This is a genomic window from Geothrix sp. PMB-07 (genome assembly GCF_030758935.1).
Taxonomy (GTDB): Bacteria; Acidobacteriota; Holophagae; order Holophagales; family Holophagaceae; genus Geothrix.
In genome coordinates, this window is record NZ_CP132333.1 from 3300256 (window position 1) to 3324192 (window position 23937).

General features: G+C 52.4%; 19 protein-coding genes and 1 pseudogene. 12 read left to right on the forward strand and 8 right to left on the reverse strand.

The window, feature by feature from the left end; translation table 11 throughout:
- Positions 1-465: 465 nt before the first annotated feature.
- Positions 466-4563, reverse strand: a complete 4098-nt coding sequence (locus Q9293_RS14480) for a hypothetical protein (protein ID WP_306247736.1) — start codon at positions 4561-4563, stop codon at positions 466-468.
- 487 nt (positions 4564-5050) lie between these two features.
- Here Q9293_RS14480 and Q9293_RS14485 point away from each other — a divergent pair, with 487 nt between their 5' ends.
- From Q9293_RS14485 to Q9293_RS14505, 6 genes are all read left to right on the forward strand, one after another.
- Positions 5051-6100 (forward strand): hypothetical protein, encoded by a 1050-nt coding sequence (locus Q9293_RS14485; RefSeq protein WP_306247738.1) that lies wholly within the window; start codon positions 5051-5053, stop codon positions 6098-6100.
- On the forward strand, positions 6097-7170 hold the full coding sequence (locus tag Q9293_RS14490) for a sensor histidine kinase (RefSeq protein ID WP_306247740.1): 1074 nt from the start codon (positions 6097-6099) through the stop codon (positions 7168-7170). Before Q9293_RS14485 ends, Q9293_RS14490 begins: the two co-directional genes overlap by 4 nt.
- Positions 7171-7908 (forward strand): LytTR family DNA-binding domain-containing protein, encoded by a 738-nt coding sequence (locus tag Q9293_RS14495; protein ID WP_306247742.1) that lies wholly within the window; start codon positions 7171-7173, stop codon positions 7906-7908.
- A 402-nt stretch (positions 7909-8310) separates the two neighbouring features.
- Positions 8311-8670 (forward strand): IS5 family transposase, encoded by a 360-nt coding sequence (locus Q9293_RS18715; protein ID WP_372342219.1) that lies wholly within the window; start codon positions 8311-8313, stop codon positions 8668-8670.
- Entirely contained in the window at positions 8670-9050 is a 381-nt protein-coding gene (locus Q9293_RS14500; protein WP_372342220.1) for a transposase, read from the forward strand. Before Q9293_RS18715 ends, Q9293_RS14500 begins: the two co-directional genes overlap by 1 nt.
- A gap of 82 nt (positions 9051-9132) precedes the next feature.
- The gene (locus Q9293_RS14505; protein ID WP_306247747.1) at positions 9133-10713 is read left to right on the forward strand and encodes a methyl-accepting chemotaxis protein; all 1581 of its coding nucleotides are present in this window, start codon (positions 9133-9135) and stop codon (positions 10711-10713) included.
- A gap of 444 nt (positions 10714-11157) precedes the next feature.
- On the opposite strand, the gene Q9293_RS18720 is transcribed toward Q9293_RS14505, so the two are convergent.
- A complete protein-coding gene (locus Q9293_RS18720) occupies positions 11158-11457 on the reverse strand; it encodes a multiprotein-bridging factor 1 family protein (RefSeq protein WP_372342163.1) in 300 nt (99 codons plus the stop codon).
- Positions 11458-11555: 98 nt separating this feature from the next.
- Between Q9293_RS18720 and Q9293_RS14510 the strand changes: the two genes are divergently transcribed.
- From Q9293_RS14510 to Q9293_RS14530, 6 genes and pseudogenes are all read left to right on the forward strand, one after another.
- Complete coding sequence (locus tag Q9293_RS14510; protein WP_306247749.1) at positions 11556-12296, forward strand: hypothetical protein; 741 nt, start codon at positions 11556-11558, stop codon at positions 12294-12296.
- Positions 12297-12390: 94 nt separating this feature from the next.
- Entirely contained in the window at positions 12391-12735 is a 345-nt protein-coding gene (locus Q9293_RS14515) for a hypothetical protein (RefSeq protein WP_306247751.1), read from the forward strand.
- Between the two features lie 188 nt (positions 12736-12923).
- Positions 12924-13934: a PfkB family carbohydrate kinase gene (locus Q9293_RS14520; protein ID WP_306247753.1), complete on the forward strand. Its 1011-nt coding sequence runs from the start codon at positions 12924-12926 to the stop codon at positions 13932-13934.
- Position 13935: 1 nt separating this feature from the next.
- Positions 13936-14307 (forward strand): annotated as a pseudogene (locus Q9293_RS18725) (7-cyano-7-deazaguanine synthase); the annotation flags it as partial.
- A gap of 127 nt (positions 14308-14434) precedes the next feature.
- Positions 14435-14701, forward strand: coding sequence for a transposase (locus Q9293_RS14525; RefSeq protein ID WP_306246057.1), 267 nt, complete (start codon positions 14435-14437; stop codon positions 14699-14701).
- Entirely contained in the window at positions 14698-15660 is a 963-nt protein-coding gene (locus tag Q9293_RS14530) for an IS3 family transposase (protein ID WP_306247755.1), read from the forward strand. Before Q9293_RS14525 ends, Q9293_RS14530 begins: the two co-directional genes overlap by 4 nt.
- Positions 15661-15666: 6 nt before the next feature.
- Here Q9293_RS14530 and Q9293_RS14535 read toward each other — a convergent pair.
- From Q9293_RS14535 to tkt, 6 genes are all read right to left on the reverse strand, one after another.
- A protein-coding gene (locus Q9293_RS14535) for an IS3 family transposase (protein ID WP_306247757.1) occupies positions 15667-16817 on the reverse strand; the annotation gives its coding sequence in 2 pieces (ribosomal slippage) (positions 15667-16565 and positions 16565-16817; 1152 coding nt in all).
- Positions 16762-17844: a transposase gene (locus Q9293_RS18730; protein WP_372342164.1), complete on the reverse strand. Its 1083-nt coding sequence runs from the start codon at positions 17842-17844 to the stop codon at positions 16762-16764. Before Q9293_RS18730 ends, Q9293_RS14535 begins: the two co-directional genes overlap by 56 nt.
- 447 nt (positions 17845-18291) lie before the next feature.
- Positions 18292-18888, reverse strand: a complete 597-nt coding sequence (locus tag Q9293_RS14540) for a DUF6036 family nucleotidyltransferase (protein WP_306247758.1) — start codon at positions 18886-18888, stop codon at positions 18292-18294.
- Entirely contained in the window at positions 18875-19660 is a 786-nt protein-coding gene (locus Q9293_RS14545; RefSeq protein ID WP_306247760.1) for a helix-turn-helix domain-containing protein, read from the reverse strand. The genes Q9293_RS14540 and Q9293_RS14545 overlap by 14 nt, the downstream gene beginning before the upstream one ends.
- 370 nt (positions 19661-20030) lie before the next feature.
- On the reverse strand, positions 20031-21662 hold the full coding sequence (locus Q9293_RS14550; protein WP_306247762.1) for a M61 family metallopeptidase: 1632 nt from the start codon (positions 21660-21662) through the stop codon (positions 20031-20033).
- 93 nt (positions 21663-21755) lie between these two features.
- The gene (gene tkt, locus Q9293_RS14555) at positions 21756-23735 is read right to left on the reverse strand and encodes a transketolase (protein ID WP_306247764.1); all 1980 of its coding nucleotides are present in this window, start codon (positions 23733-23735) and stop codon (positions 21756-21758) included.
- Between the last annotated feature and the right edge of the window lie 202 nt (positions 23736-23937).

The window sequence follows — 23937 nt, forward strand, 5'->3', positions numbered from 1 at the left end:
CAGCACTATTAAATAGTGGGGAATGAAATGCGCTGTAATTGTCATTAACATTCATCGTCAAAAATTCATTTACTTTAGTAGGGAACAGTTTTTCACTCCAAACCACTATTGCATATGCGCAATAATTCCAACAATTATAATCATCGACAAGTTCAGGATATAATCGTGTTGAAACCAATGATATTCTCGGGGTGGCGGCGAAATCAATTCGCCGCCATCTAGGTTTAAAATTGAAAATAATATCATTATTATAAATTTTAACACACCTAATCGGTCCATACTTGTATCGGCAAGGGCCCCATAAGATGCAACATAAAAATCCACTTATCAAAATTTTTACAATCCCTACAAACATGCCAAATTCTCCGACGTGGACTAAAGTCTGTGGAATCTCCCCCTATATCACTCCCAAATTCATCTTGTTATCAATTAGTGCCAATTTCTAAACACCTAATCCTATCGTTACTATTTGATGGCAGAATCCAATGGAACTACAACTAATTCTGATGATAAACCGTCCCATAACGTGATTTCCAATCGATCCGTATCAGCATATTGATTATTTAGCAGGAATTCCCAGTTATTACTAGTGATTTCTAATGCCAATATTCGCCGTCTTCCACCTTGACACAACTCTATTGATGCCGCCTTAATACAATTGGACCAACTCAAAACAAGTCGGTCATTTATAATTTTCCAACTCAAGGCCAATCGTCTATTATTAGCACCAACCGCAGAATCTCCCATGGTCGAATCCCGAATAGCAGATGGAGAGAACCTGACGCCACCATAACCACTAGACCAAACCCCATCCTTGGCCGTAAGTCGGTGATCTCCGCTCCAGATATCGATTGACTCGGGTAATGCTGTCTCCAAGAATTGCTCAAAAAAATGAATTTCAGAGGGTTGACAGTCTGGAATATTACTACCCTTAATTATCCTTTTCACAACGGAACCATCTAAGAATTTCACAACCATAGTATATTTAGACTCAGCCACTTTTTTCTGCTTTGAGGTTGACTCAGAAGATAGAAATTTATGAATATTAAGCACCCTATAGCTATCGTCATCAATGTTTATAATACCAGCGATCATCAATGTAGCTGCCACGCGCTCGCCGGAGTCGGGAATCGCACTTAAGCTATGGCCCACACCTGCTGCAGGGTGAGTTTTCCACCCTTGTGGATAGGTTTCCTCTAAGTACTGTCGAGATTTATTCCAACTAAAATCCGACAAAAAGAGTCTTGGGCTGCAATATGACATATAATCATCTGCGAGCAATGTACTGGCTATCGGCACGACATTACCGTCAAAAGGGTTCCTAAAAATAGGTGCCGCCGGATCCAAAAAATCATAAAGCCTTCCATTATAGGCCGTGGGGTAATCACTCATGATACTGAGTGGCAGACTACAAGCAGATGCACCTCTGACATGGCCCAAATTAAAGTTATGGCTCAATTCGTGCATCATTACACCAGCGCAACTATAATCACCGCGAGGGCTCAGATTAAATATTCCACCATAGTCACCAGAAATGTTGGCGCTACCAGGTGAATAGCCAATACCCCCTCCGTCTGGAGAATAATAGACACCGCTATATATAACCCCCTCTCCGGGGGCCTCAATCTCTTTCACCAGCGCCATGTCGTATAGCGCCGCTCCATTTGCAGAGAATGGAATTAATATTGTATTTTGACCATTAGCACTCCCGACCTGTAATGGTTCAGGTCTTACCGAAATACGGATATCATCAGCTACTACAGGGATTGTCATTCTAATCGATTCACGATATTGTTCAATTGTTGGCATAGATGGAACCAAGGTTTTTGACTGAGTCCTTAAATCTACCAACACGATATCAGGCGGATCGACCGGCAGACCTACAGTGGGTGTCACCTCCATTTGACTACTCTTACCAGTATTCAAAGAGTCGGGGTCAGTAACCACGACTACCCGAAGCCCTTGGTTCACCCATTCCTTAGGTATTATGGCTGAAAAAGCATTTCCATGTATGCTTCTTGTGTCATACGATAACGTAGCATTATTCGCAAGTTGCGGCAGAAGAGTTGGGCCTCCTGTCAACGGAAGGTCGCCCTTAAAAGTTAAGCCGTTAAATATCTTGGCTAATAGAACCTTCGGAGGAGTTACACCTGCTTGTGTTGAAACTAGATATGCGCGCACAACTGCGTCTATTCCAGGAACCAATCTTTGGTAAGGAGATCCTACTTGGGTGTGCATTATTCTTTGTCCAACATCAACTCCGGCGATACGGGCATCTCCGCACCCATCGCGAGCCACATAACCGACAACAGTCCATCCCTGATAAGGCGTCAGGACCTTTATTTGTCCTCCACAACCAATTCCTGGCGGGACCTGAAAGGAAAGCAGATTCGAATAGCCTCCGTCCGGGATTGATACCGAGTTCCCTGCAATCTGAAGGCCAGTTATCAACCCCAGATTCTTGCCGGGAACTTCTACATTTTGTCCGATGCCGCTACGATAAACTCGACTTGGGTCACTCGCGGTTGCCCTTTCTTTGACTATCAGACTGGGCATCGGTCCAGTGGCCACATCGTCAGGACCACGATCACCAAGGATCACGATAGTGCCAGTTGAAGCATTCTGAGGCACCAAAAAGGGTAAATTTTGCCCAATTTTTGACAAATCGATTGGATCAACCACAACCTCTACACCATTAGCAAACCTAATTTTAAGGTTAGTCGTAAAGGCCAAAAAATTAGCCAGATACGGCCTTTCCCCCCATGCAATTGCCCCCGAATAAAGTCCACCAATTGAACCGTTATTGGGGTCTGTAAATATCATTTTGTGAACAACCTTCCATGATTGCGTCGTTTCCATTTGATGCCCATTTGAATGCACAAGAACAATCGGTTTATTCACATAGCCCCTTCCTCCCTGCCAATAATACGGCAAAGCAAAGGTTACTGATGTCTCAGTTCTTGAAGTAATGGTCAATGGCTTACCATTGTGGGATGCTGATACAAGGTCCCTGAAACCACTTCCGACCAAGGTTATCACAGCTGGCTGATCCTGAGCATGCCAACTGTGATAACTCCATTCATTTGAAAAACTATCTACCCTGAATAAGGGAGTAATACTCAATACTTGATCAGATAAAACCACGGTTTTACTTGAAGCAAACTCAATTTTTGATGAAATTGTAGATGGAGGTACTGTGAATGATATTTGGTCATCCCCCCCTCCTTTTTGAGTTACAACATCAATACCTGCAATCATAATTTTGGTAACCGAGGTCAACCCTATCCCACGCACTGTGACAATATCGCCTTGCCTTGCCGAAAGAGGTGAAATGGAATCGATCCGAAATGGTGCAACCCTGACAAATACCACCTCACTATCGATTGAACCAAATGTGTTTGATACCTTTACCCATATCAGGCCATCTGATTTTTTTATTAGATCTTCACCTTGCAATGTCAATTGAGGTGATGTGGCACCAGGAATTGCGGTTGGTTCCACATCAAATGAGTCAGGCCTGTAATACCATTGATAGGAAAGCTCTGGAGCACCCACTGCTAAAATAGAAAGAGTTGCCCTCCCACCGTAAGGAGCCGTTACCGGTGCGGGTTGTGCAGTGATGCTCGGTGCCCCCAATGCACTTGTAACAGTAAGTACCGCCGCGTTGCTCGTGACACTCCCTATGCTGTTGCTCACTGTCACCGTGAAACTGGCACCATTGTCAGCGCTCGTTGTCACAGCCATGGTGTAGTTGGCCGAGGTCGCCCCGCTGATAATTGTTCCATTGCGCTTCCACTGGTAGCTCAGGGGCGCAGTGCCACTCGCCACCACGCTGAGGTTTCCAGGCTGACCTGACGTAACGATCTGATCTCGAGGTTGTGTAGTGATGCTCGGCGCCTCCGATGTACTTGTAACGGTAAGTACCGCCGCGTTGCTCGTGACACTCCCTATGCTGTTGCTCACTGTCACCGTGAAACTGGCACCATGGTCAGCGCTCGTTGTCACAGCCATGGTGTAGTTGGCCGAGGTCGCCCCGCTGATAATTGTTCCATTGCGCTTCCACTGGTAGCTCAGGGGCGCAGTGCCACTCGCCACCACGCTGAAGTTTCCAGGCTGACCTGACGTAACGATCTGATCTCGAGGTTGTGTAGTGATGCTCGGTGCCTCCGATGCGCTTGTAACGGTAAGTCCCGCCGCGTTGCTCGTGACACTCCCTATGCTGTTGCTCACTGTCACCGTGAAACTGGCACCATTGTCAGCGCTCGTTGTCACAGCCATGGCGTAGTTGGCCGAGGTCGCCCCGCTGATAATTGTTCCATTGCGCTTCCACTGGTAGCTCAGGGGCGCAGTGCCACTCGCCACCACGCTGAAATTTCCAGGCTGACCTAAGGTAACGATCTGATCCCGAGGTTGTGTAGTGATGATCGGTGCTACCGTGCTGGGCATTCCACTTTTGCTGGCAGTGCCCCCCCCACCACAATCAACCGACACAAATGCCGTTGACAGGATGGCCAGCACAAGGAATGCAATGGACCTCGAATTGAAACCGACTGTTTTATTCATACAATCTTAGATTCCTTATTATAGAGACCATAATCACGGTCATCACATTTCATTAGGTCTAAAACTGCCCAACTCTGATCGTATTCAAGAAACCAAGAGGATCGACGAGAGGGTTGAAAGGAGGCGGCCGAAATGACATAATTCAAGGCCAAAGTGGTCATATTCGCACGGCAACCGAACTATAGGATGCATCAAGGATTACCGGAAAGTTGCCTTAATCTCACAAATATTCCCCCAAATAACAACTTAAGTTGGCACATTTAAATCCTCATCAAAATTCACCGCAGAATTTAACCACTTGGCCGACCCAATTCGCCATTTCACCAGAAAAACAATCTAACATTGCCGACATTCAGGATAGTAACCTTTAGGCGTTATCTTAAGGTGCGCCAACAAGTCAAAACTGAAGAATCAATTCTGATAAACATCAATCAATTCATTGCAGCTTTCATCAATTTGCAATATAACTTAGTGAACAGGGATCAGTATGTTGCAACCTACTCAGCAAAACACAATTATTAAAAAAACTAAACCAACCGATGATTTGCAAGATTTCATAGTAAAAAGAGCAATCTCCCTCAACCGATGGGGATTTTTGGGAATCATAACCATCATATACTGTGGATTTCATTATATCTTTTTAGAGTGCCTACCAGATATTGAATCTATAATAATTGTTTTTTCATTGTTATTATTATCAATATTTGCCTCGACCATACCATGGCAGGGCCACAAATCGAGTAACGTATTCAAATCAATAAGGACCATTAGTGGAAAGATATTGTTATATGCCAGTATTTACACTATCCCTGTCACGATTGCTGAATACCTAGGCTCAAGGCTCTCAAACGGCGATCCAGACAGTATAAATACAATGTTGTTTGGTAATTTTTTTTCATCGATTTTAGTATTTCTAACGATTGGTTATTGCATAGCATTTTTCGAGAATGAATCAAATAAAATGTCCTCCAGTACTAACGAAACAAGGGCGTTCGAATGGGCAAATCATGGTAAAAATCTCCCTCCCGGCATGTTAATAGACGTCATCGAACGCCAACTTAATGAAAGAAACCACAGACATACAAAAGACGCCCTAATTACGATTTCAAATCTTTATACATCATGGCTACTAAATTTCAATTCTCCTCTTATAACTGTTGACGAAGAATTTGAATTCTTAAAAAAATATCTTACCATAGTCAGAAAATTTTTCAACAAAACAATCAATATTCAATGGGTCATTGAAGAGGGAGCTTTATGCCACCGAATTCCGCCACTTATTTTACATCCAATTATTGAGACACTCATAGACTCAGGCTATACTTCCCTTGAAATACATCTTAAAATAGAAGCCTATCATACTGGTGGCCTGCTTGAAATTTGGACACCTAAAAGCGGGAAAATAATTATCAGCCACCCAATTTGGGTTGATACAACAAAGCGACTTCAAGCAGTATTTGGGAAATCCGATTATATCCTTTTAGGAGATACAATCAATGACAAGTTTATCATATCGATAGGAACTATTTCAAGATGACTACACCTGACATAACTACAATATTTATAGAAAGAAGCAGGCAGCCAATCGTTTTGGGGATTACAATTTTAATTACATTTGTAATTTTTTATTTTGAATTGAAAACAAGTTCATTTAATTATAGGTTTTTATTCAAATTTATAATAAGGTTCTTATTATTGATATTTCACATACATGCGTTAGCTTTATTTTCCCCCCTCCCATGGCTTTGGAGCGGGGACAGTTCTTTACGCCCCAGTCTACTCAAAGGCTTCACACAAAGTTTAATTTTTTCATCAGCAATTTTTCTTATAAACCTACTTCGCAGTTATACCTCAATAAAAGAACTTACAATTATCATCCAAACATACTCAAAATCCAATACACAAGCGAAGGCAACAGCTATTTCAATATGTATATCAATACTCATGATTTTAGTATATTGTGCGATCGGCTATATTTTGGCACGTTTCGAACTATTAAGACTGCTAAAAAACAAAGCCCATGCTCAGGCCAGCGAAGTGGCATGGGCCCCACTAAATGCTCAGGTTACACCTCATATGTTACTAAACTGCCTTAATGGGATAATCGAATTAATGAATTCGAGCCCAATCGACGGTTATGAGGCTATGATAAAATTAGTTGAGTTCCATCGTCTTTTTGAAAAATTAAGCACTCGCAGACGCATACCGATTTCGCTAGAGTACGAGCTACTACTTAAATATATTGAAGTCGAAAAAATTCGTTACAAATCGAATTTAAATATTGAAATAGCGATTGATCCAGCAACACGTGAGATTCAAATTCCACCTTTGATTATTCAACAACTACTGGAAAATGCAATCAAGCACGGAGATTTCGATAGACATGGAATTAAACAGATAAAAGTATCCATTATATACAGAGAATCGCAAATAACGAGTGAAATTATCAATCTCTCCCTAGCCCCTTTTGGTTCGCATGGAAATGGAATCGGGCTCATGAACATTAAAGGTAGACTTCAAATAGCTTATGAGGGTCTTGCAAATTTTAAAATTGAACACCTAGACGGCTGGGTCTATGCTAAAATTTCGTTTCCGAGGACAATCTGAATGTCACTCAAAGCTCTAATTGCCGACGATGAGCCCATTGCAAGACAACGACTAGTACGATTGCTAATGGAGGCCGATTGCGAAGTAATCGGTGAAGTAAAAAGTGGCTATGAACTAATCACCTGGGCCCCAAAAATGTCAGAAATAGATGCATTATTTTTAGATGTTCAAATGCCCGGCTTAACTTCATTCGAGGCCCTTGCAGAGCTACCAAATTTCCCTCGCGTTGTTTTTATAACAGCATATACGCATTACACATTGCAGGCCTTTGAGCTCGCGGCCATCGATTACATTATTAAACCGGTCACAGCCGAGCGCCTCTCAAAAACCCTAGTCAGGCTATCTAAACTAAACCATAACAAACCAGAAACCAACATTCAAAGCAATGACACTAAAATTTCACCTCTTCGGGAGCACAAAATTGCTATCAAGGCTGGTAGTGGATTGCTGTTTGTCGATATAAAACGAGTTTCATATTTTGAAGTAGATTCTGACACCGTTTATGCGATAACTACAGACAAATTCCGAACCACGTGGAGAACTCTCAAAGAGGTAGAACTTTCCCTTCCCGAGGAGAAGCTTATTCGAATTCATCGCCATTTATTGATAAGGCCCAATATGATTATTGGCTTCCGACTTGGAATCGGAGGGCGTGGAAAAATCAAGATGGTGGGAGGTTCCGAGTTACTGGTAAGTCGAAAGTCATTACCGCTTATTAAATCCGCTTTAGGACTATAGTTTATTCTTCACTCATTAGTCGGCCCTGAGAAACACATTGGGGCCAGCCTGATGTTTGAGGGAGGCGATCAGAGCCCTGACCACCCGCCTCGCCTCGCCTGTGAGCAGACGCAAAAGAACCCTGAGGTAGGCCAGGATCTTCCGTGATCCAAAACCCGAAAACCAGACCAGGGATGATGTGAAATTCGGGCCTTGGAGGGCATCCTTAGGGGAGCCCAGCCAAGGAGGCAGAGATGCCGAGGAAGGGACGCAACGAGGAGCATATCCACCTATCTTCTAGGGCTTGTTTTCAAAGTCAAGAAAGGCAAATGGACGTAAGGGGTTGTACAAATAGCCTAACTGCGGTACCTCATGGGTATGACGTCGAGGTAGAGCGTGGCGAGAACTTTTCTGACTGAACGAATGTGGGCCAGGCTAGAGCCTCTGCTGCCGAGCGAGCAGGGTGGAATGGGGCGCCCTCGCCTGGACAATCGCCCCATCGTTGAAGCGATCCTCTGGAAGCACAGAACGGGAGCGCCCTGGAGAGATTTGCCTGAATCCTTCGGACCTTGGAACACGGTCTTCACGCGCTTCAATTGGTGGAATCGGAGCGGAGTCTGGCAGCGGGTCCTCGAAGCCCTTCGAGGTGAAGCGGATTGCGAATGGGTCATGGTCGACGGAACCGTTATCCGCGCCCATCAGCATGCGGCTGGTGCAAAAGGGGGACCTACATCCAAGGGCTTGGCCGCTCGCGCGGCGGTTTCTCGACCAAAGTCCACCTGATCGGGGATGCCCACGGCAACCCCGTCGATTTCGTGCTGACACCAGGCCAGTCGCACGAGAGCAAGCAACTCGGAAGCCTATTAATGGGCCGGGAGGCCGGGGCTGTTCTCGGTGATCGTGCCTACGACGGAAAGTCCTGCTGGGATCAGATCGCGTCTATTGGAGCAGAGGCAGTTGTTCCACCTCATCCATGCAGGAAGGATCCAGCCGCCTTCGATAAGCATTTCTACAAGGCCCGCCACGCCGTCGAGAACCTGTTCGCGAAGCTCAACAATACCGAAGCCTCGCTACCCGTTACGACAAAACCATGCGCAACTACAGCGCCATGGTCGCCATTGCCTGTGTCCTTACCTGGCTCCGACTTTGAAAACACACCCTAGTCCGTGGAGTTCATGTGATTGACAATATTCAAGACATCCTGAAGAAGGTCGAAAGGGAAATACTTTCCGAGGAGATATTTGCATGCTGGCAAACCTTAGGCTTGGGCGTCGCCTTGGACTCGCTTTTAGCTTGTTGTTGCTCCTCCTTGCCCTTAGTTCAGGGTTTGCCATTTTTGAGTTCAATAGCTTGGGAGGGACCTTTAACAAGGTGGTGAATTTGTACGGCAAAGAGGATGACCTTGCCAGCAATATCGAGATTGAGGTTCAGAACATCCAGCTAGCCATTCGGACATTGCTCGTGGCCGAGAGCGCTGCCGACATCGCTTCAAGCAAAGCCCAAATTAACCAGTCTCGTCAGGTGTATGCAGAGGCAATCGCAACGCTTGAAAAGATCGTTCTATCCCCTGAGGCCAAGGAACGCTTAAAAAAAATCGAAATGGGAGCCATCAGCGCGCGCCAGTGGAACAACAAGGTTCTGGCGTTAATCGAACAAGGGAATCGGAAGGAGGCCATCGCTCTCCTCATGGGCGACGCTAAACAAGCCAACCAGGCTTGGATGCAAGACCTTCAGCAACTGCGTGAGTTCACGGGCGCCCAGATGAAAAAGCGCTACGAGGAGGGTGAAGCCGCTCGCCAGTTCAGCCTCATGGCTCTGATAATCATCGCCCTCACGGCGATCGCTTTCGGCATAGTAGCTTCGGTCTTTATTTCAAGAAGCATCACCAAACCCGTGGATCGCTTCATGTCTGCACTGTATGAGGTCTCAAATGGAGACCTCTCTGTGGAGGTCTCTATTGAATCCAAGGACGAGATTGGCCAGTTGGGGGATTTGCTTAACCAAACGATTTCCAAGCTTCGCGCCACTATCAGATCGGTAGCGGACAGCGCCGTCTCTGTCGCCAGTGGAGCTACGGAGCTATCAGCATCCTCCGATCAACTAGCAGCGACCACGGAGGAGATTGCCCGGAGCGGGGAGGTCATCCACGGGGCGACCGAGTCTGTGGCGGCAGCCGTCACTGAGTTCTCAGCAAGCGTCCAGCAGGTTGCAGCAAACGTCCGAGTATCCATTGGCCATTCAGAAAAAGCCGTGGAGGCAACCAGTGCCGGCGCAAGAACGGGCGAGTCCATGGCCCAGGGTATGACTCGAATCCAACAAACCACTCTGAACATCGCAAAAGCTGTGCAGGTGATTCAAGATATCGCCCGGCAAACAAACTTACTAAGTCTTAATGCCGCGATTGAGGCTGCAAAGGCTGGGGCAATGGGAAAGGGATTCTCTGTCGTCGCTGAGGAGGTTCGGAAGCTGGCTGAACGAAGCCGGCAGGCAGCCATCGAGATCGAAGGCCTGCTCGGGGAGAGCCAGTCAGCGGTGGCGGAAGGACACGAGGCAGTCATGGATACAAAAGAGCGCCTTGTCAGTATTCAGCAGGCGATTGGGGCCATGGCAAGCATGGTCCTGGAGATTGGATCGGCCACAGATGAGCAGGCACGAACCTCTGGCGAAGTGGCGCGCCGCGTCGATGACGTGACACGTGAGATAGGCCAAAACGCCGCAGCCAGCCACGAAATGTCTGCGTCAGTCCAAGAGATCGCCCGAACAGCCCAGGATCTTGCTTCGGTGTCGGAAAGCCTATCCCAAATTCTGAGGGGGTTTAAAGTTTAGATGTCGCGGCCAAAGTGACTATTCAGCCTGAGGGTGGTGATCCGCCCCGGTTTTCTATCGCAGGTTCAATGTGGAAGATCGGACCTCTGAGGGTCCCCTTGGCCAGTGTTTTAGGCCTTGGGAGCGGGTTGGTCGAATCAGGATACGCCCTCACACAAACCGGGTGAATCAGGCAGGAGAAGGCCCGCCCCGAGGGGCGGGCCTTCTCCTCTGGGCGTTGGCGGTTTAACATATAAACGCTGATCTAACAGCTCTTGCTCGCCCATTGCTTCTCAGTCGAGGCCCTTGGAGAGGGATCAAGGCAAGCGTGCGACCTCCGGGCCAGCCGGAGCGAATTGCATCTAGCACTTCGAGAGTCCAAAAGTAGCTCCGGGGTGTCCGATTGGTGGACCTTTTGTAGACCAGCCCCAACAGTTGGGCCGGGCACGTAAGAATTATTGAGATTTAACGAGTGAATCGAAGAATCAGCTCCTTCAGTATTGTCCGAAGCTGAGCAGCTGATTGGGCCTCCAGATGTCGATCAATGATTTCTGTGAGGGGAGGGCTCGGAGCCTTCGTTGCTCCTTTTGTCTCCAGCAGCTTCATACAACTGATGAGAACGTCCCCAGGCGGGACGACTTGTCCCCGCTCGTATTTCGAGATGAGGCTCTGGCCGCGCCCCAACTCCGCAGCAAGTTCCTGCTGCGTCCATCCATGTTTCTTTCTGGCTCTGCGGACGAGTGAGGCAATGGTCTGAGGGTTCATGTGTCGTCGCAGTCTCCATGGGAATTCAGGTCGAAATCATTCTTGACACGACTTTTTTAAAAATCTAGTCTTAAAATGACTAAACTAGGGAGCGGAACATGCAGAGAATTTCCGCATCAGTGAATGGAGAGAGGCTGGAGAAATGGCTTCCCGACGCAGACGAAGAGGTGATGCCTGGGGTGCCTTGGGGCCAGAGCCACGTCCTCTTTACACCGGCCTTCTGGGCCGCTTGTGCTTGGCAGCAAAAATCTAGACCAAGCCATCCGCCCAACTATCGGACTGGCGAGACCCTTTTGGAAGAGGTTGTCTTTTGTCTCCTCAGTGGCCACGGCGTCTCTGCCGAAATGGCCCGCGCGGCTTTTGATCACCTTAAGCAGCACGGTGTGTTCCATATGACCCCAACGGAAGAGGAGGTCTCAGACCTCTTGAGGCAGCGCCATTCGTGCGGTGATCGAAAGATGCGATACCGGTTCCCCAATAGGCGAGGGGCCTATATCGCTGAAGCCATTCGGGCCATTCATCAGAAGATGCCCCTTCCAATCGGCGGACATGAGCTTCGCGACTGGCTCATGACCCTGCCGGGAGTTGGCCCAAAGACCGCGAGTTTCATCGTGAGGAACTGGTGTGACTGCGATGACGTTGCGGTAATTGACATTCACATCCAACGAGCCGGTGTCGCAGCAGGAGTTTTTGAAAAGAATATGCTCCCAGAGCGGCACTATTTCGCGATGGAGCGAAGGTTTCTGGCGTTTGCAACCGCACTTGGCGAAAAGGCCTCCTTACTCGACCTGTTGATGTGGTCCTGCATGAGAAGTGCGGGGACGCTGGCATTTCTCTAAGCACGACCGCTGCGTAAGAGGAATTTGATTAACCTATTTTTTGATTGACGATGCAATCTGGCGCGAGCACCCTCGTCCCATCTGGAGGTTCACGATGGGCAAAGGGGAGTATTCCTCTCCGAGTTATTCATTAACTGGTGGCGGGGGAGTGCACTCTGGGGGCGGAGATAGTTGCGATTTGGAGTGCGTGGTCACTATCCAAAATCCAAACCTGTCCGTGCTTTCGGGCGTTAGCAAAGGCTCAATCCTTCAAGTAAAGCTGAAAACCCAGGACAAGCAGACGATTATATCGGTGGAATTCCTCGGCCGCCTGGCCGGTGCCATCGTTCCTGATCCACTTCCAGACTTCCTTCGCTGCCTTCAAAAGGGGGTGGCTTACAAAGCCATTGTATTGGTGAAAGATGGCGAGTTCGTCGAAGTGAAGATTCAGAGGGCATAATGATTCATGTCGCTGGCGGATTGTATATTGAGACATGTATGGATCCGTCAACTCGGGGGGTATTTGGGTCTGGAGGGCGAGCTGCTGCGGCCCTCGTAAGCCAGGCGGGCCCGGTGATTTTGCACTCCTATATATCTACGCCTGCACTTCCACATGCTCAAGCTCTAGCGGGTTCTTTCGGATTTGAGTTGAGGCGGACAGATTGTTCAATCGCTATTCAGTTCGACTATCTACATAGCCTGGCGACTCCAAGAGTAAACCCACCTCTCCACAAAATCACCTTGCACACTCCATTAATCGTCGATGGAGAAGTCATCCTGCGCTTCGGATTTCTTGAGGGATCCGCAATAGTTCAAGGGAAGCGGGTGGTCTATGATCCACAGTCACCTTTTAACGCAGAGCCGTTCTGGAACAATGGCTCTGTGGCTGAGAGCCTCGTCATCGTGGCGAATGAATCCGAGACCATACAACTCGGTCATGAACCTGATGCCCTCTCATCTGCAAGAAAAATCACGCGTGAGCACAGCAATACAGCTGTCATCGTCAAGATGGGAAGTCGAGGGTGCTACGTCGTTACGAAATCCGATGAGACTCTTATCCCTGCCTACCAGACGGGAAGAGTCTATGGCATTGGGTCTGGGGACATTTTTAGTACTGCGATCGCCTTATGTTGGGGACGTGATGAAAAGGATCTCGTTGATGCTGCGACATTCGCATCGATGGCTGCCGCTCGTTACTGCCATACTCGATCCCTTTCTTTGATTCAGCACGCGGAACTACTTAAAACTGGACTGAGCCCCGTACTTCCCATCGATCCAGGTCATAAGGTTTATCTAGCTGGCCCCTTCTTCAACATTGCACAGCGCTGGCTTGTAGAAGAGACACGCGATCAGCTGATGAAACAGGGACTGAATGTATTCTCTCCTCTTCATGATGTAGGAATTGGCCCTGGATTGGACATAGCAGAGAAGGATCTTCGTGGCCTGGAGGAATGTGATCGAGTTCTCGCCTTGTTAGACGGCGCAGATCTAGGAACCGTATTTGAGATTGGTTATGCACGGAAGCTGGGGATCCCCGTCATTGCCTTGGTTCAACAACTTACTGATGAGCAACTCAAAATGGTTCTCGGGAGTGGCTGTGAAATTGCCCCCGATCTAGCCACGGCCATCTATCGGACAGCATGGAGTAAGAAGGGCTAATTTGAACAGAGCGCTCTTACTATCGGGTGGCCATGATTCGATCGCGATTGCTTATCGGGATCGCCCGGAATGGGCTGTGACCATCGATTACGGTCAGATCCCGGCCGAGGCAGAAATCCATGCTTCGTCTGCTTTGTGCAAAGAGTTGAAGATTCCTCACGTAATTCTCAAGGTTGATTGCCAAGCTCTAGGAGTCGGTGATCTGGCTGGGACGCCTCCCTTGTCGATCTCACCAATGGATGCGTGGTGGCCATTTCGAAATCAATTGCTCGTCACTCTTGCTGCGTCAAGAATGTTGAGAGAGGGTGTTCATGAAATCCTGATAGGCACTGTTCGAGAAGATCACTGCTTTGCTGATGGTCGCGCGGAATTTGTTCGGGCCATGAATCTGCTTCTTTCGATGCAGGAAGGGGGCATAACACTCACTGCCCCCGGTGGCCTGTCCCCTCCAAATAGAGCCAAGCTAAATGTTAAGGTCCACTCCAAAGGAGTCGGATCCAATGAGGACAAGCAAGTTCACCGAGGAGCAGATCGTGGGGCTTCTCAGAGAGGCGGAGAAGGGGGAGCAGACGGTCGATGCCCTCTGCCGGGCCCGTGGGATCACGGCGCAGACCTTCTATCGATGGCGAAAGAAGTATGGCGGAGTCGAGGTTTCCGATGTCCGGCACATGCGGCAGCTTGAGAAGGAGAACGCCCAGCTCAAGCGCCTTCTGGCAGAACGGGAGCTGGATATCGCAGCCCTGAAAACGGTTCTCCGAAAAAAATGAGTGGCGCGTCGCAGCGAAAGGAGGGGGCGGCATACCTGACGGCCACCGGCTTCTCCCAGCGGCGCGCTGCCCGGGCCATGGGCCTGAGCCGTTCCTATGTCCGGTATTCACGCCGGGTGAAACTGGATGGGCTGGACGAGCGGATCGTCCAGCTTGCCCATGCCAACCCCCGCTATGGCCACCGGCGCGTCTGGGCCCTCCTGAGGCGGCTCCAGCTCCGGGTGAACCTGAAACGGGTCCACCGGGTTTTCAAAGCCCATGGCCTCCAGGTCCGGCGGCGTCCCAAAAAGCACCTCCGGACCGGCCAGCATGTGCCGATGAAATCCGGGTATCCCAACCAGGTCTGGTCCTACGACTTCGTCCACGACAGCTGCCTGAACGGCGAGGTCGTGAAGTGCCTGACGCTCACCGACGAGTTTACGAAGGAGGCGTTGGTCATCGAAGTGGCCTCCTCCTTCAAGGCCGAGGAGGTCATGCAGGTCCTCAAACGCTTGTTCCAGACCCGGGGATGGCCCGCATTCCTGCGCAGTGACAACGGCCCCGAGTTCATCGCCCATGACCTCCAGGTCTGGCTGATGGCCACCGGTGCCCAGACCTTCTACATCCCCCCGGGCTCGCCCTGGGCCAACGGCGTGGCCGAGAGCTTCAACAGCAAGTTCCGGGACGAATGCCTGAACATGGAGGCCTTCTCCAGCCTGGCTGAGGCCAAGGTCATCGTCGAAGCCTGGCGCCGTCGCTACAACGAGGAGCGCCCGCACAGCAGCCTGGGCTACCTCACCCCAACCGAGTTCCGCTGCACCATTGAACTGGCTCAGCTCGGTCTCCCTGCGACGGGGGCTCTGCCCCCGGACCCCCGGGATTTATCGCTTTGGGCACCCCCGGTGGAGGCCAACGCCCTGACAGAAAAGGCCAGGGCGTTTCCCCTGGCCAACACCGTCCTGACGTGCCCCCGAGATTAGGTCCAATCAGGATGAGCCTACTGGGTTGAAAAGGATCTCGTTGGGATTCGCGGAAGGAGCCGTAGGCGACTGGAGTGAATCCCAACGACGCGCTGCTTCGATGGGAGTTATTCCGCCCAGAGGGCCATGGGGCCTGTAGTGATTGTAATCATGACGCCAGTCTTCCGTGATGATTCGAACTTCTCGCAGGCTGGCGAACCAATGCTCATTGAGGCATTCGTCTCTGAACCGTCCGTTAAAACTCTCGCAGGTCCCGTTTTGCATCGGCTTTCCGGGTTGGATGAGATGGTGCTCGATGCCTTGTTGGTGGCGCCACTGATCGAAGATTCGACTGGTGAACTCGGGACCATTGTCCGTTACAAGGATCTCTGGGCGGCCCCGCTCATCAATGATCCGTTCCAGCACTCGAGCCACCCGAAGGCTGGGAAGACTTGTGTCCACTTCAATGGCCAGGCATTCCCGCGTGAAGGTATCCACAACGTTCAGTGTCCGGATCGAACGGCCATCGGCCAGGGCATCCGAGGTGAAGTCCATGGCCCATTGCTCATTCGGCCGGGTCGGAACTCGCAGTTCTCTCCGCATTCCCCCCTTTAGCCGCTTTCGAATTCGTTTCCGAACCGACAGGCCCTCCTCCTTGTAGAGCCGGTAGATCCGCTTCACATTCACGGGGAAGGCCTCCCGGCGAAGCAGCATATGCAGCCGCCGATAGCCGAACCGCTTCCGTTCCCCAGCCAGCTCTATCAACCGCTTGCGTAGCTCCGTCCAATCCACGCGGGTGCTCGGTCGGCGGTAAGCCGATCTCGTCACCCCGAGCAGGATGCAGGCCCGGCGCTCGCTCACGAACTGGCCTTGCACCAGCTCTCGAACGGCCTGCTTTCGTGCGCCGGACCTCACCATTTTTTTGATAGAAGGTGCTTCATCCCCTCAATCTCCAACTCCCGCTTTCCCAAGAGCCGCAGCAGCTGCGCATTCTCCTGCTCCAGTTGCTTCAGCCGACGAGCGTCAGAGACCTCCATCCCCCCAAACTTCGCCTTCCATCGGTGGAATGTTTGTTTGGAAATCCCCAAATCACGGCATAAATCCGGAACCTTCTCTCCAGCCTCATGCCGTTTCAATGCTCGGATGATCTGTTCCTCTGAAAATTGTTTGGCCTGCAACTTGTCCTCCTTTGGACAGGGGCAGTCTCATTCTCGCTGGACCTATTTCTCGGGGGCACGTCAACAACCGACTGCCCCTACCTCTCGTGCCGGATCCGGCAGAACAGCAATTCTCAAGCTCCGTGAATTCGCCGGACCTTGTCGGCCCAATGAGCACAGGGAGTTTTGTGCCGAAGGGGCGCTTGAATACCCGATAACACCGATTCAGAGTTTTGGCCGCCATCAGGTTCTTCAGGGGGGTGACCTCTCCTGAATGGCTCCTGACGATATCCATCACTTTCTTCAGGCCAAGCGCTGCGGCGGTTATGGTGGTCGAATCCAACCTGGCCAATGTTTTATGAATCTCTTCCTCGATCTCGAATGCTCGGATCTGGGACAGGAGCCTTTCGCGGCGCTCGACCCAGTGTTCTCGGTCAGCAATCACTTGGATGCCTGCCGGTAGGACCCCAAGAGCCTGTGCAACTTCCTCAATGGAGGGACGGAGGATCTCTCTTCCCCCACCATCTCGTCTTGGGATCCCTAAGAAATAATAGGACTTGGCGCTTTCATAAGAGACCAGACCTGGCAAGTCAGGGTCCGGCAATGGACATGAAGCTTCAACCAGTGGGCACCCCCGTCGCACCCACTCCTTTCGGGCTTGCTGGGATCCGAGCCCCCATCGGTTGAGGTATTTCTGGACGGTCGGCGAACTGATCCTGACTCCCAATTCGGTGAGTTGTTTCGCCAGCGACAGGCAGCCCGCCTGTGGATCCCTCCTCACATGCTCGATGAGGGCCGACCTGATGGCGGCATTGACTTTTGGTGGCCGGCCGGGTGATGGCTTGCGAGGACAATCCTCTAGCCCCAACATCCCCGAAGCGGCATATCGTTTCTTCCACAGATAGAAGGTCGGCCGTGTAACTCCAGCACGCTGACAGACCTCCGTCACAGACCCGATCACGTCTGCCTCCTGAAGCACGCGGTGGCGCTCGAGAGATCGAGGGGTGGGATCTGTTCCGAGGAGGTTGCGTTGGTGCTTAGGGAGCATGAGAGTGAAGCAAGAATGTAAAATTATATTATTTAACAGCCACGATTAATTTATATTTTTTTAACTATTTTAATTTTCAATATTTAAATGTAAAATCAAGCCTCAATCAGAAAGGCCACGCGAGGTCTTTTGGCTGAAACAGAGCCAATTTGCTTCGCCAGTGCCTCAGTGCTCTCCACTGCTCTGGTGGTGTCTATGTCTGAATTCCTACCAGCAAAACGCCTTGAAAAATCAAGGCGTTTCTTGTTTTTTATCGACTCATAATTTCAAACAGTTGCTCACTTACTCCGAATTCAGGCATTGCCACCTATAGACGAGCATGTACTTCCTATAGTCCATCGCCCGATGGATTTTTTGGTCTGGAGGTCTTCCCCTCTGGTCTTCCAGGTGTCCCACCTGTGAGGGCTGCCACTCAATGTTTGGTGGCCCGCGTCCTCTCCTCGCCGTTCAGTCCGCCCAATCCGGCAGGTCGAATTCCGTCTCATCCACAAAGAGAAAATCCCGTTGGACCTGTCTGAAGTTCGCCACAAAGCGACCATAGTCGTCGGACATGGCACTCATGCTGTTGGCATCGAGAGCAAGCCGGAACCGCTCAAGTAGCCGTTTCGGGTCCACGAGCCCCCGACTTGCCATCGCCTCGATGTCGGCCACATCGTTGGCCTTGAACCGCTTCAGCTTGCTCACGACCACATCCACGATATCGAGAATTTCGACATAGAAGTATTTCAGCTTCGCATTCAGGTCGTCGGCTGGATGGTAGATGGCGGGTTTCGGCAGGAACGGAATGCCAGAGCGCACGATGTCCAAATAGACTCGGTGTCGAATTGCCAGCGGGGTCCCCTCGCCACCGAGCTTCTGCAATCGCCTCTGGACTTCCTCAGAAAGGGCGGCGATCTCCAGCACATCACCGTCCTTCGTGGCTCGCGCATAGTCCGACTGAAGCATGAGTGCCACAGACCCGATGACCCTGAGAGTAATCCGGTCCCCCTCGGGGCCCTTCCATGCCCTATCCAGGTCCAGGAAAAGAGCTTCAACGGGCGACATCGGCAGCCTTCAGGGCTTCAAGAAAATCGGTCGGTTGGAGATTGGAGATGATGTGCCATCGCTTGGAGATCTCCGAGGAATGCTTTCTGATGTTGGCCTTGGTCTGCTCGCTGAGATTCCTAGATCCGATCAGGTCCTCGTAGTAGCTGTCGAGGGTACGATGACGATGCGACTCAACCCAGGACAGAAAATCCGTGAGTGAACGCTCCGCACTTCGAAGCGCCAGGGTCTCCTGTCGCGAAAGATCCCCCTTTAGCGACTCCTGCACCGCAGCGAGTGTATTTTCGGCCAGCCAGCCCAGACGGGCCTCTAGGCCGACATTTGAGAGGTGTACCCACAGCCGGGTCCACCCCAACCACTTTGAAGATCGGACCACCACAGGGGCCAGAGCCGCCAGGTGCCGTGGCACATCCCCACTCACCAAGACCTCGCGGATCAACTGATCCACCTTCTCCAAATCCTCGCTTGGGAACACCCCTTCATTCGGGGCGAGATGAGTCGCTCCCAGCCGGAGCAATGCGTTCTGAAGCTCGTCTACAACGTCGCCCTTCTTCTGCACGAAGGCAGAGGCCGGGACATTGAAGATCCTGAGGATCTCCAGGAACTGCTCCGCGGTGAACGAACCCTTCCCGTTCTCAATCTCGGAATATCGCCCCTGTGAGAGGCCTAAACGCTTCGCCAGCTCGCTCTGGGTAAGCCGCCGTTCCTTTCGGAGCTCAGCGACTTTATCCGATATGTATTTCCTGCTTTTACTTGTTTTATTGTTTTCCATATTTGCCTTCCGATATTTTTATCGGAATGGCTATAACTTGTGTCCGTTTCATTGTTTTGTCAATGGTTATTTATTTTTTGATCATCAGGCATGCAGACTGAACCAGTCTACCAAGCCAACACCCCTGCAACCCGATTTCACCTGAACTCTCGAGCCCTTCCCAGCAGTCCGCCCAGTTTTGCAACTTCAGACCCCCTTCCTTCCGGTTCTTCCGTCTCCCCCCTTCCGCCCGGAAATCGCTTCAATTCCGGAGATTTGACCCGATCCGGAAGTCACTGCTACTTCCGGCCGGAAGAGCTGTGGGGAAGGCTCTGGGCGGCGATCAGGCCGACTTCGGACAGATTCAATTCCCGTAGCCAACCCCTCTTTCTCAGGTCAGTGAGAGTTTTGTCCCATGGGCCTTTCGGATTTGACGCATCTGGCCAAACCTCGGAAGCGGCGGCCTTTTGGTCCATCTTGGGTCATCTCCATGTTTCGCCAAGAGATCGGCCAAGCGAGCCTTTTGCCGCGGGCTCGCATCCGGATCCACTTCCAGAGCCCAATTGGGTTGACCTGGAGTGACTGGAGGCACGAAGCGGAGCCCAAAGCAGGCCAGGGCCTCGGAGTAATCCAGTTCCACTGTGGATGCCAGGTGCTTCCGGAACCAGTCTTGAAGGTTTGAACCCGCCACTTCCTCAGCGGCGGCGCGAAACTGGATTTCCGTGAAGCCATGCCTCCCGCTGAATCGGTGAAAGGCCAGCCGCATGAGATCGTCCAGGCTCCGCTTGCCCCTGCTGGCCATCCGGATGCGTGCATCGAGCAGGAAGCCCACCACTGGCCCCTTCACATAATAGCTGACGCCTTTGTTCGGATCTCCGCCGACACCGGAGCCGCCCTCCTCCCAGACGTCGAGCGAGGCCTGCTCCAGAGTCTGTTTGAGGCGGCCTGGCGTCTGCTGCAGGCGCCGGATCGCGCCACTGAGCTCTGCGAGGAAGTCATCCCGAGTTCCCAACCCTGCGCGGACAGCCATCACCGGCCCGTAATACGTGGTCAGTCCCTCGGCCACCCAGAGCCCCGCGGTCCTTGGCGGATGCTCGTAGTCGAAGGGACCCAGTTCCAGGGGCCGCAGGCGCTTGACGTTGTAGCCATGGAAGAATTCATGGCTGACATACGAATACCAGTGGAAATCGGCCCCGGTCGCGCCAGGGGGCGGCGGCATGGAGCTGAGCATCGCCGAGTTCTGATGTTCCAATCCCCCGGCGCCGGGACCGAAGACATTGAGAAACACGTATTTTCGATATGGAAGCAATCCCCAAAACTGAAGGTTCTCCTTCACCAGGGCGACGAGTTTCTCACTGGCCCGAGCACCATCCCACGTGCCAAAGGCGCCGATGTCCACCAACTCATGAGGGATCCCCGCCACCTTGAAAGCATGCGTGGAGAAGGTCCCCGCAACCAAGGGGCAATCGAGCAGGGTGTCGTAGTCCGGCGCTGTGAAATGGCCGGGTCTTCCGTCCTGCGCGGCATCCAGACCCGTGGCGCATTGCGTCCACCCTGCGGGAAGATCCAGCCACACGTCATAGTGCCGGTTCGTAAAGGGGAGCGGTGTGATGAAGGTGGCAGGGCCACTCAGAATGGCCAAATGTTCGGTCACCAGGTTTGTGGTGACGAAATGGGAGGGGCAATCCAACCGGTAGAACAACTCTATCTCGCGGGCATCCCCTGCATGCACGCGCCACCGGTTCGGGGCTGGATGCTCCACCAGCATTGGCTTGCCCGCCAACCCCGTGGCGGAGAGACCCTGCACCCGTGCCGCCAAATCCTGGAGCGCATAGTAGCCGGGCGACCACCGGGGCATCATCAAATCGACGACCTCCTGGCCTTCCGTGGGAATGCGGACATTCACCTCGGCCTTGTGATCCTTCGGATTGGGAATCCGGATCGTATAGGTGATTCCATCCCGGGCCCAGGCCATGACCGAGCCGAGCAGAACAAGCCAGATGAGCCGTCGAATGACGCGCATTGGGCCTCCGATTTCAATCTCTCAACACCAGAAAAATCATGTCCAGCGCGGTGTTCCTTTGCAGGCATTCAGAAAGATGCCGCGCGGTTCTGATCAGCCGAGCACAGTCTTTGCGACCTGCACCACCTGGTTCACCGTGAGGCCGAACTGCTCGAAGAGGATGTCTGCCGGGGCGCTGGCTCCGAAATGGTCCAGGCCAATGCAGGCGCCCCTGTTTCCGGTGTACCTCTGCCATCCGGTGGTGACGCCCGCCTCGATGGAAACCCTCGCAGTGACAGCATCCGGAAGCACCTCTGCCTTGTATGCGGGGCTCTGGGCTTCGAACAGTTCCCAGCAGGGCATGGACACCACCCGGGTGGGCACACCCTCCGCTTCAAGAACCTTGCGAGCTTGAACCGCCAAGTGGACTTCCGAACCCGAGGCCAGGAGCAGGACCCGGGGAGCGGCGCTGGCCTCCTCCAGAACATAGGCGCCCTTGGCAGCGCCCTTGGCCCTTTCCGCATCCAATGTGGGCAGTTTCTGGCGGGTGAGCGCCAGCCCCACGGGGCCATCGCCTTTCGACATCGCAATGGCCCAGGCCTGGGCTGTCTCGTTGGCATCGGCGGGACGAATCATGGTGAAGCCCGGGATGAGGCGCATGCTCATCATTTGTTCAATGGGCTGATGGGTAGGGCCATCTTCGCCCACCCCGATGGAATCATGCGTCCACACGTAGGTGACCGGGATCTTCATGAGCGAGGCCAAGCGTGCGGTGGGGCGCATATAGTCGCAGAAGATGAAGAAGGTGGCACCGAAGGCCTTCACGCCGCCGTGGAGGCTCATGCCATTCAGCACTGCGCCCATGGCGTGTTCGCGAATGCCGAAGTGGAAGTTCCGCCCGCTCTCTCGCGGGCCGAAATCGCCGCCGTCCTTCAGGTGCGTGTTGTTGGAGGGGGCCAGATCGGCGCTGCCGCCGATGAGATTGGGGATGGCCGCCGCCAGTGCATTGAGGACCTTGCCACTGGCCTCGCGCGTGGCAATGGCGTCGTTTGTGGAGAAGCTGGGCAGGGCCTTCTGCCACTGCGTAGGCAGCTCTCCATTCAGGAACGCCTCATACTCGGCGGCAAGCTCCGGGAAGGCTTTCCGGTAGGCCTCGAAGCGGGCTTCCCAATCGCTTTCGGCCTCGGCGCCCCGGGGGCCGCACTGGCCGCGCCAATGGGCGAGGGCCTCGGCTGGAACAGGGAACTGAATCTCGGGATCGAAGCCCAGAATCGTCTTGGTGGCGCGGATTTCCCCATCCCCCAACGGAGCGCCGTGAGCGTGGTGAGTGTCCTTCTTGCTGGGGGCGGGGAACCCGATGACTGTGGTGCAATCGATGAGGGTTGGTCGGCCGCAGGCGGGTTCCTGGAAGGCCTTCACCAGTGCCTCCACATCTTCGCCGTCAGCCACTTTCAGCACCCGCCAGCCCATGGCTTCGAAGCGAGCGGGAACGTTTTCGCTCCAGGCCAAGTCTGTGCGGCCCTCGATGGTGATCCGGTTGTTGTCCCAAAGCACAGTGAGCTTTTCGAGGCCCAGATGCCCCGCAAGGCTGGCGGCCTCGTAGGCAACGCCTTCCATCAGGCAACCGTCGCCGGCAAAGGCGAAGGTGCGATGGTTCACGACATCATGGCCGGGGCGGTTGAAGCGGTCGGCCAGCCAGCGTTCGGCGATGGCCATGCCCACCGCGTTGCCGATGCCCTGACCCAGGGGACCGGTGGTGGTTTCGATGCCCACGGTGTGGCCGAACTCCGGATGGCCGGGAGTCTTGGAGTCCCACTGGCGGAAGGCTTTCAGATCATCCAGCTCCAGTCCATAGCCCGCGAGGTAGAGCAGGCTGTAGATGAGCATGGAGGCATGGCCGCAGGACAGTACGAAGCGATCACGATCGGGCCACTTGGGGTTGGCGGGGTTGTGCTTCATGACCTTTGCCCACAGGGCATAGGCCGCAGGCGCCTGGGCCATGGGTGTGCCGGGATGGCCGCTGTTCGCCTTCTGCACGCCATCCATGGCGAGGCAGCGGATCGTGTCGATGCAGCGTTTGTCGAGGTTGGTCATCAACGACTCCTGGAGGAGAGTAGGAAGGCTGGAACCGGAGAAGGGCCGGACAGGGCATTCACTGCCTTCGTAGCGGGCTGGCCAGGCGGGAAGCGCAGTCCGTTCATGCCAGGAACGCCTCCGTCAGCGAACAAGGAGCTACGATCCGTCTGCCCCACCCCACCAAGAACGTCATGCAATATCCTGATGGTTGGCGAGCGCC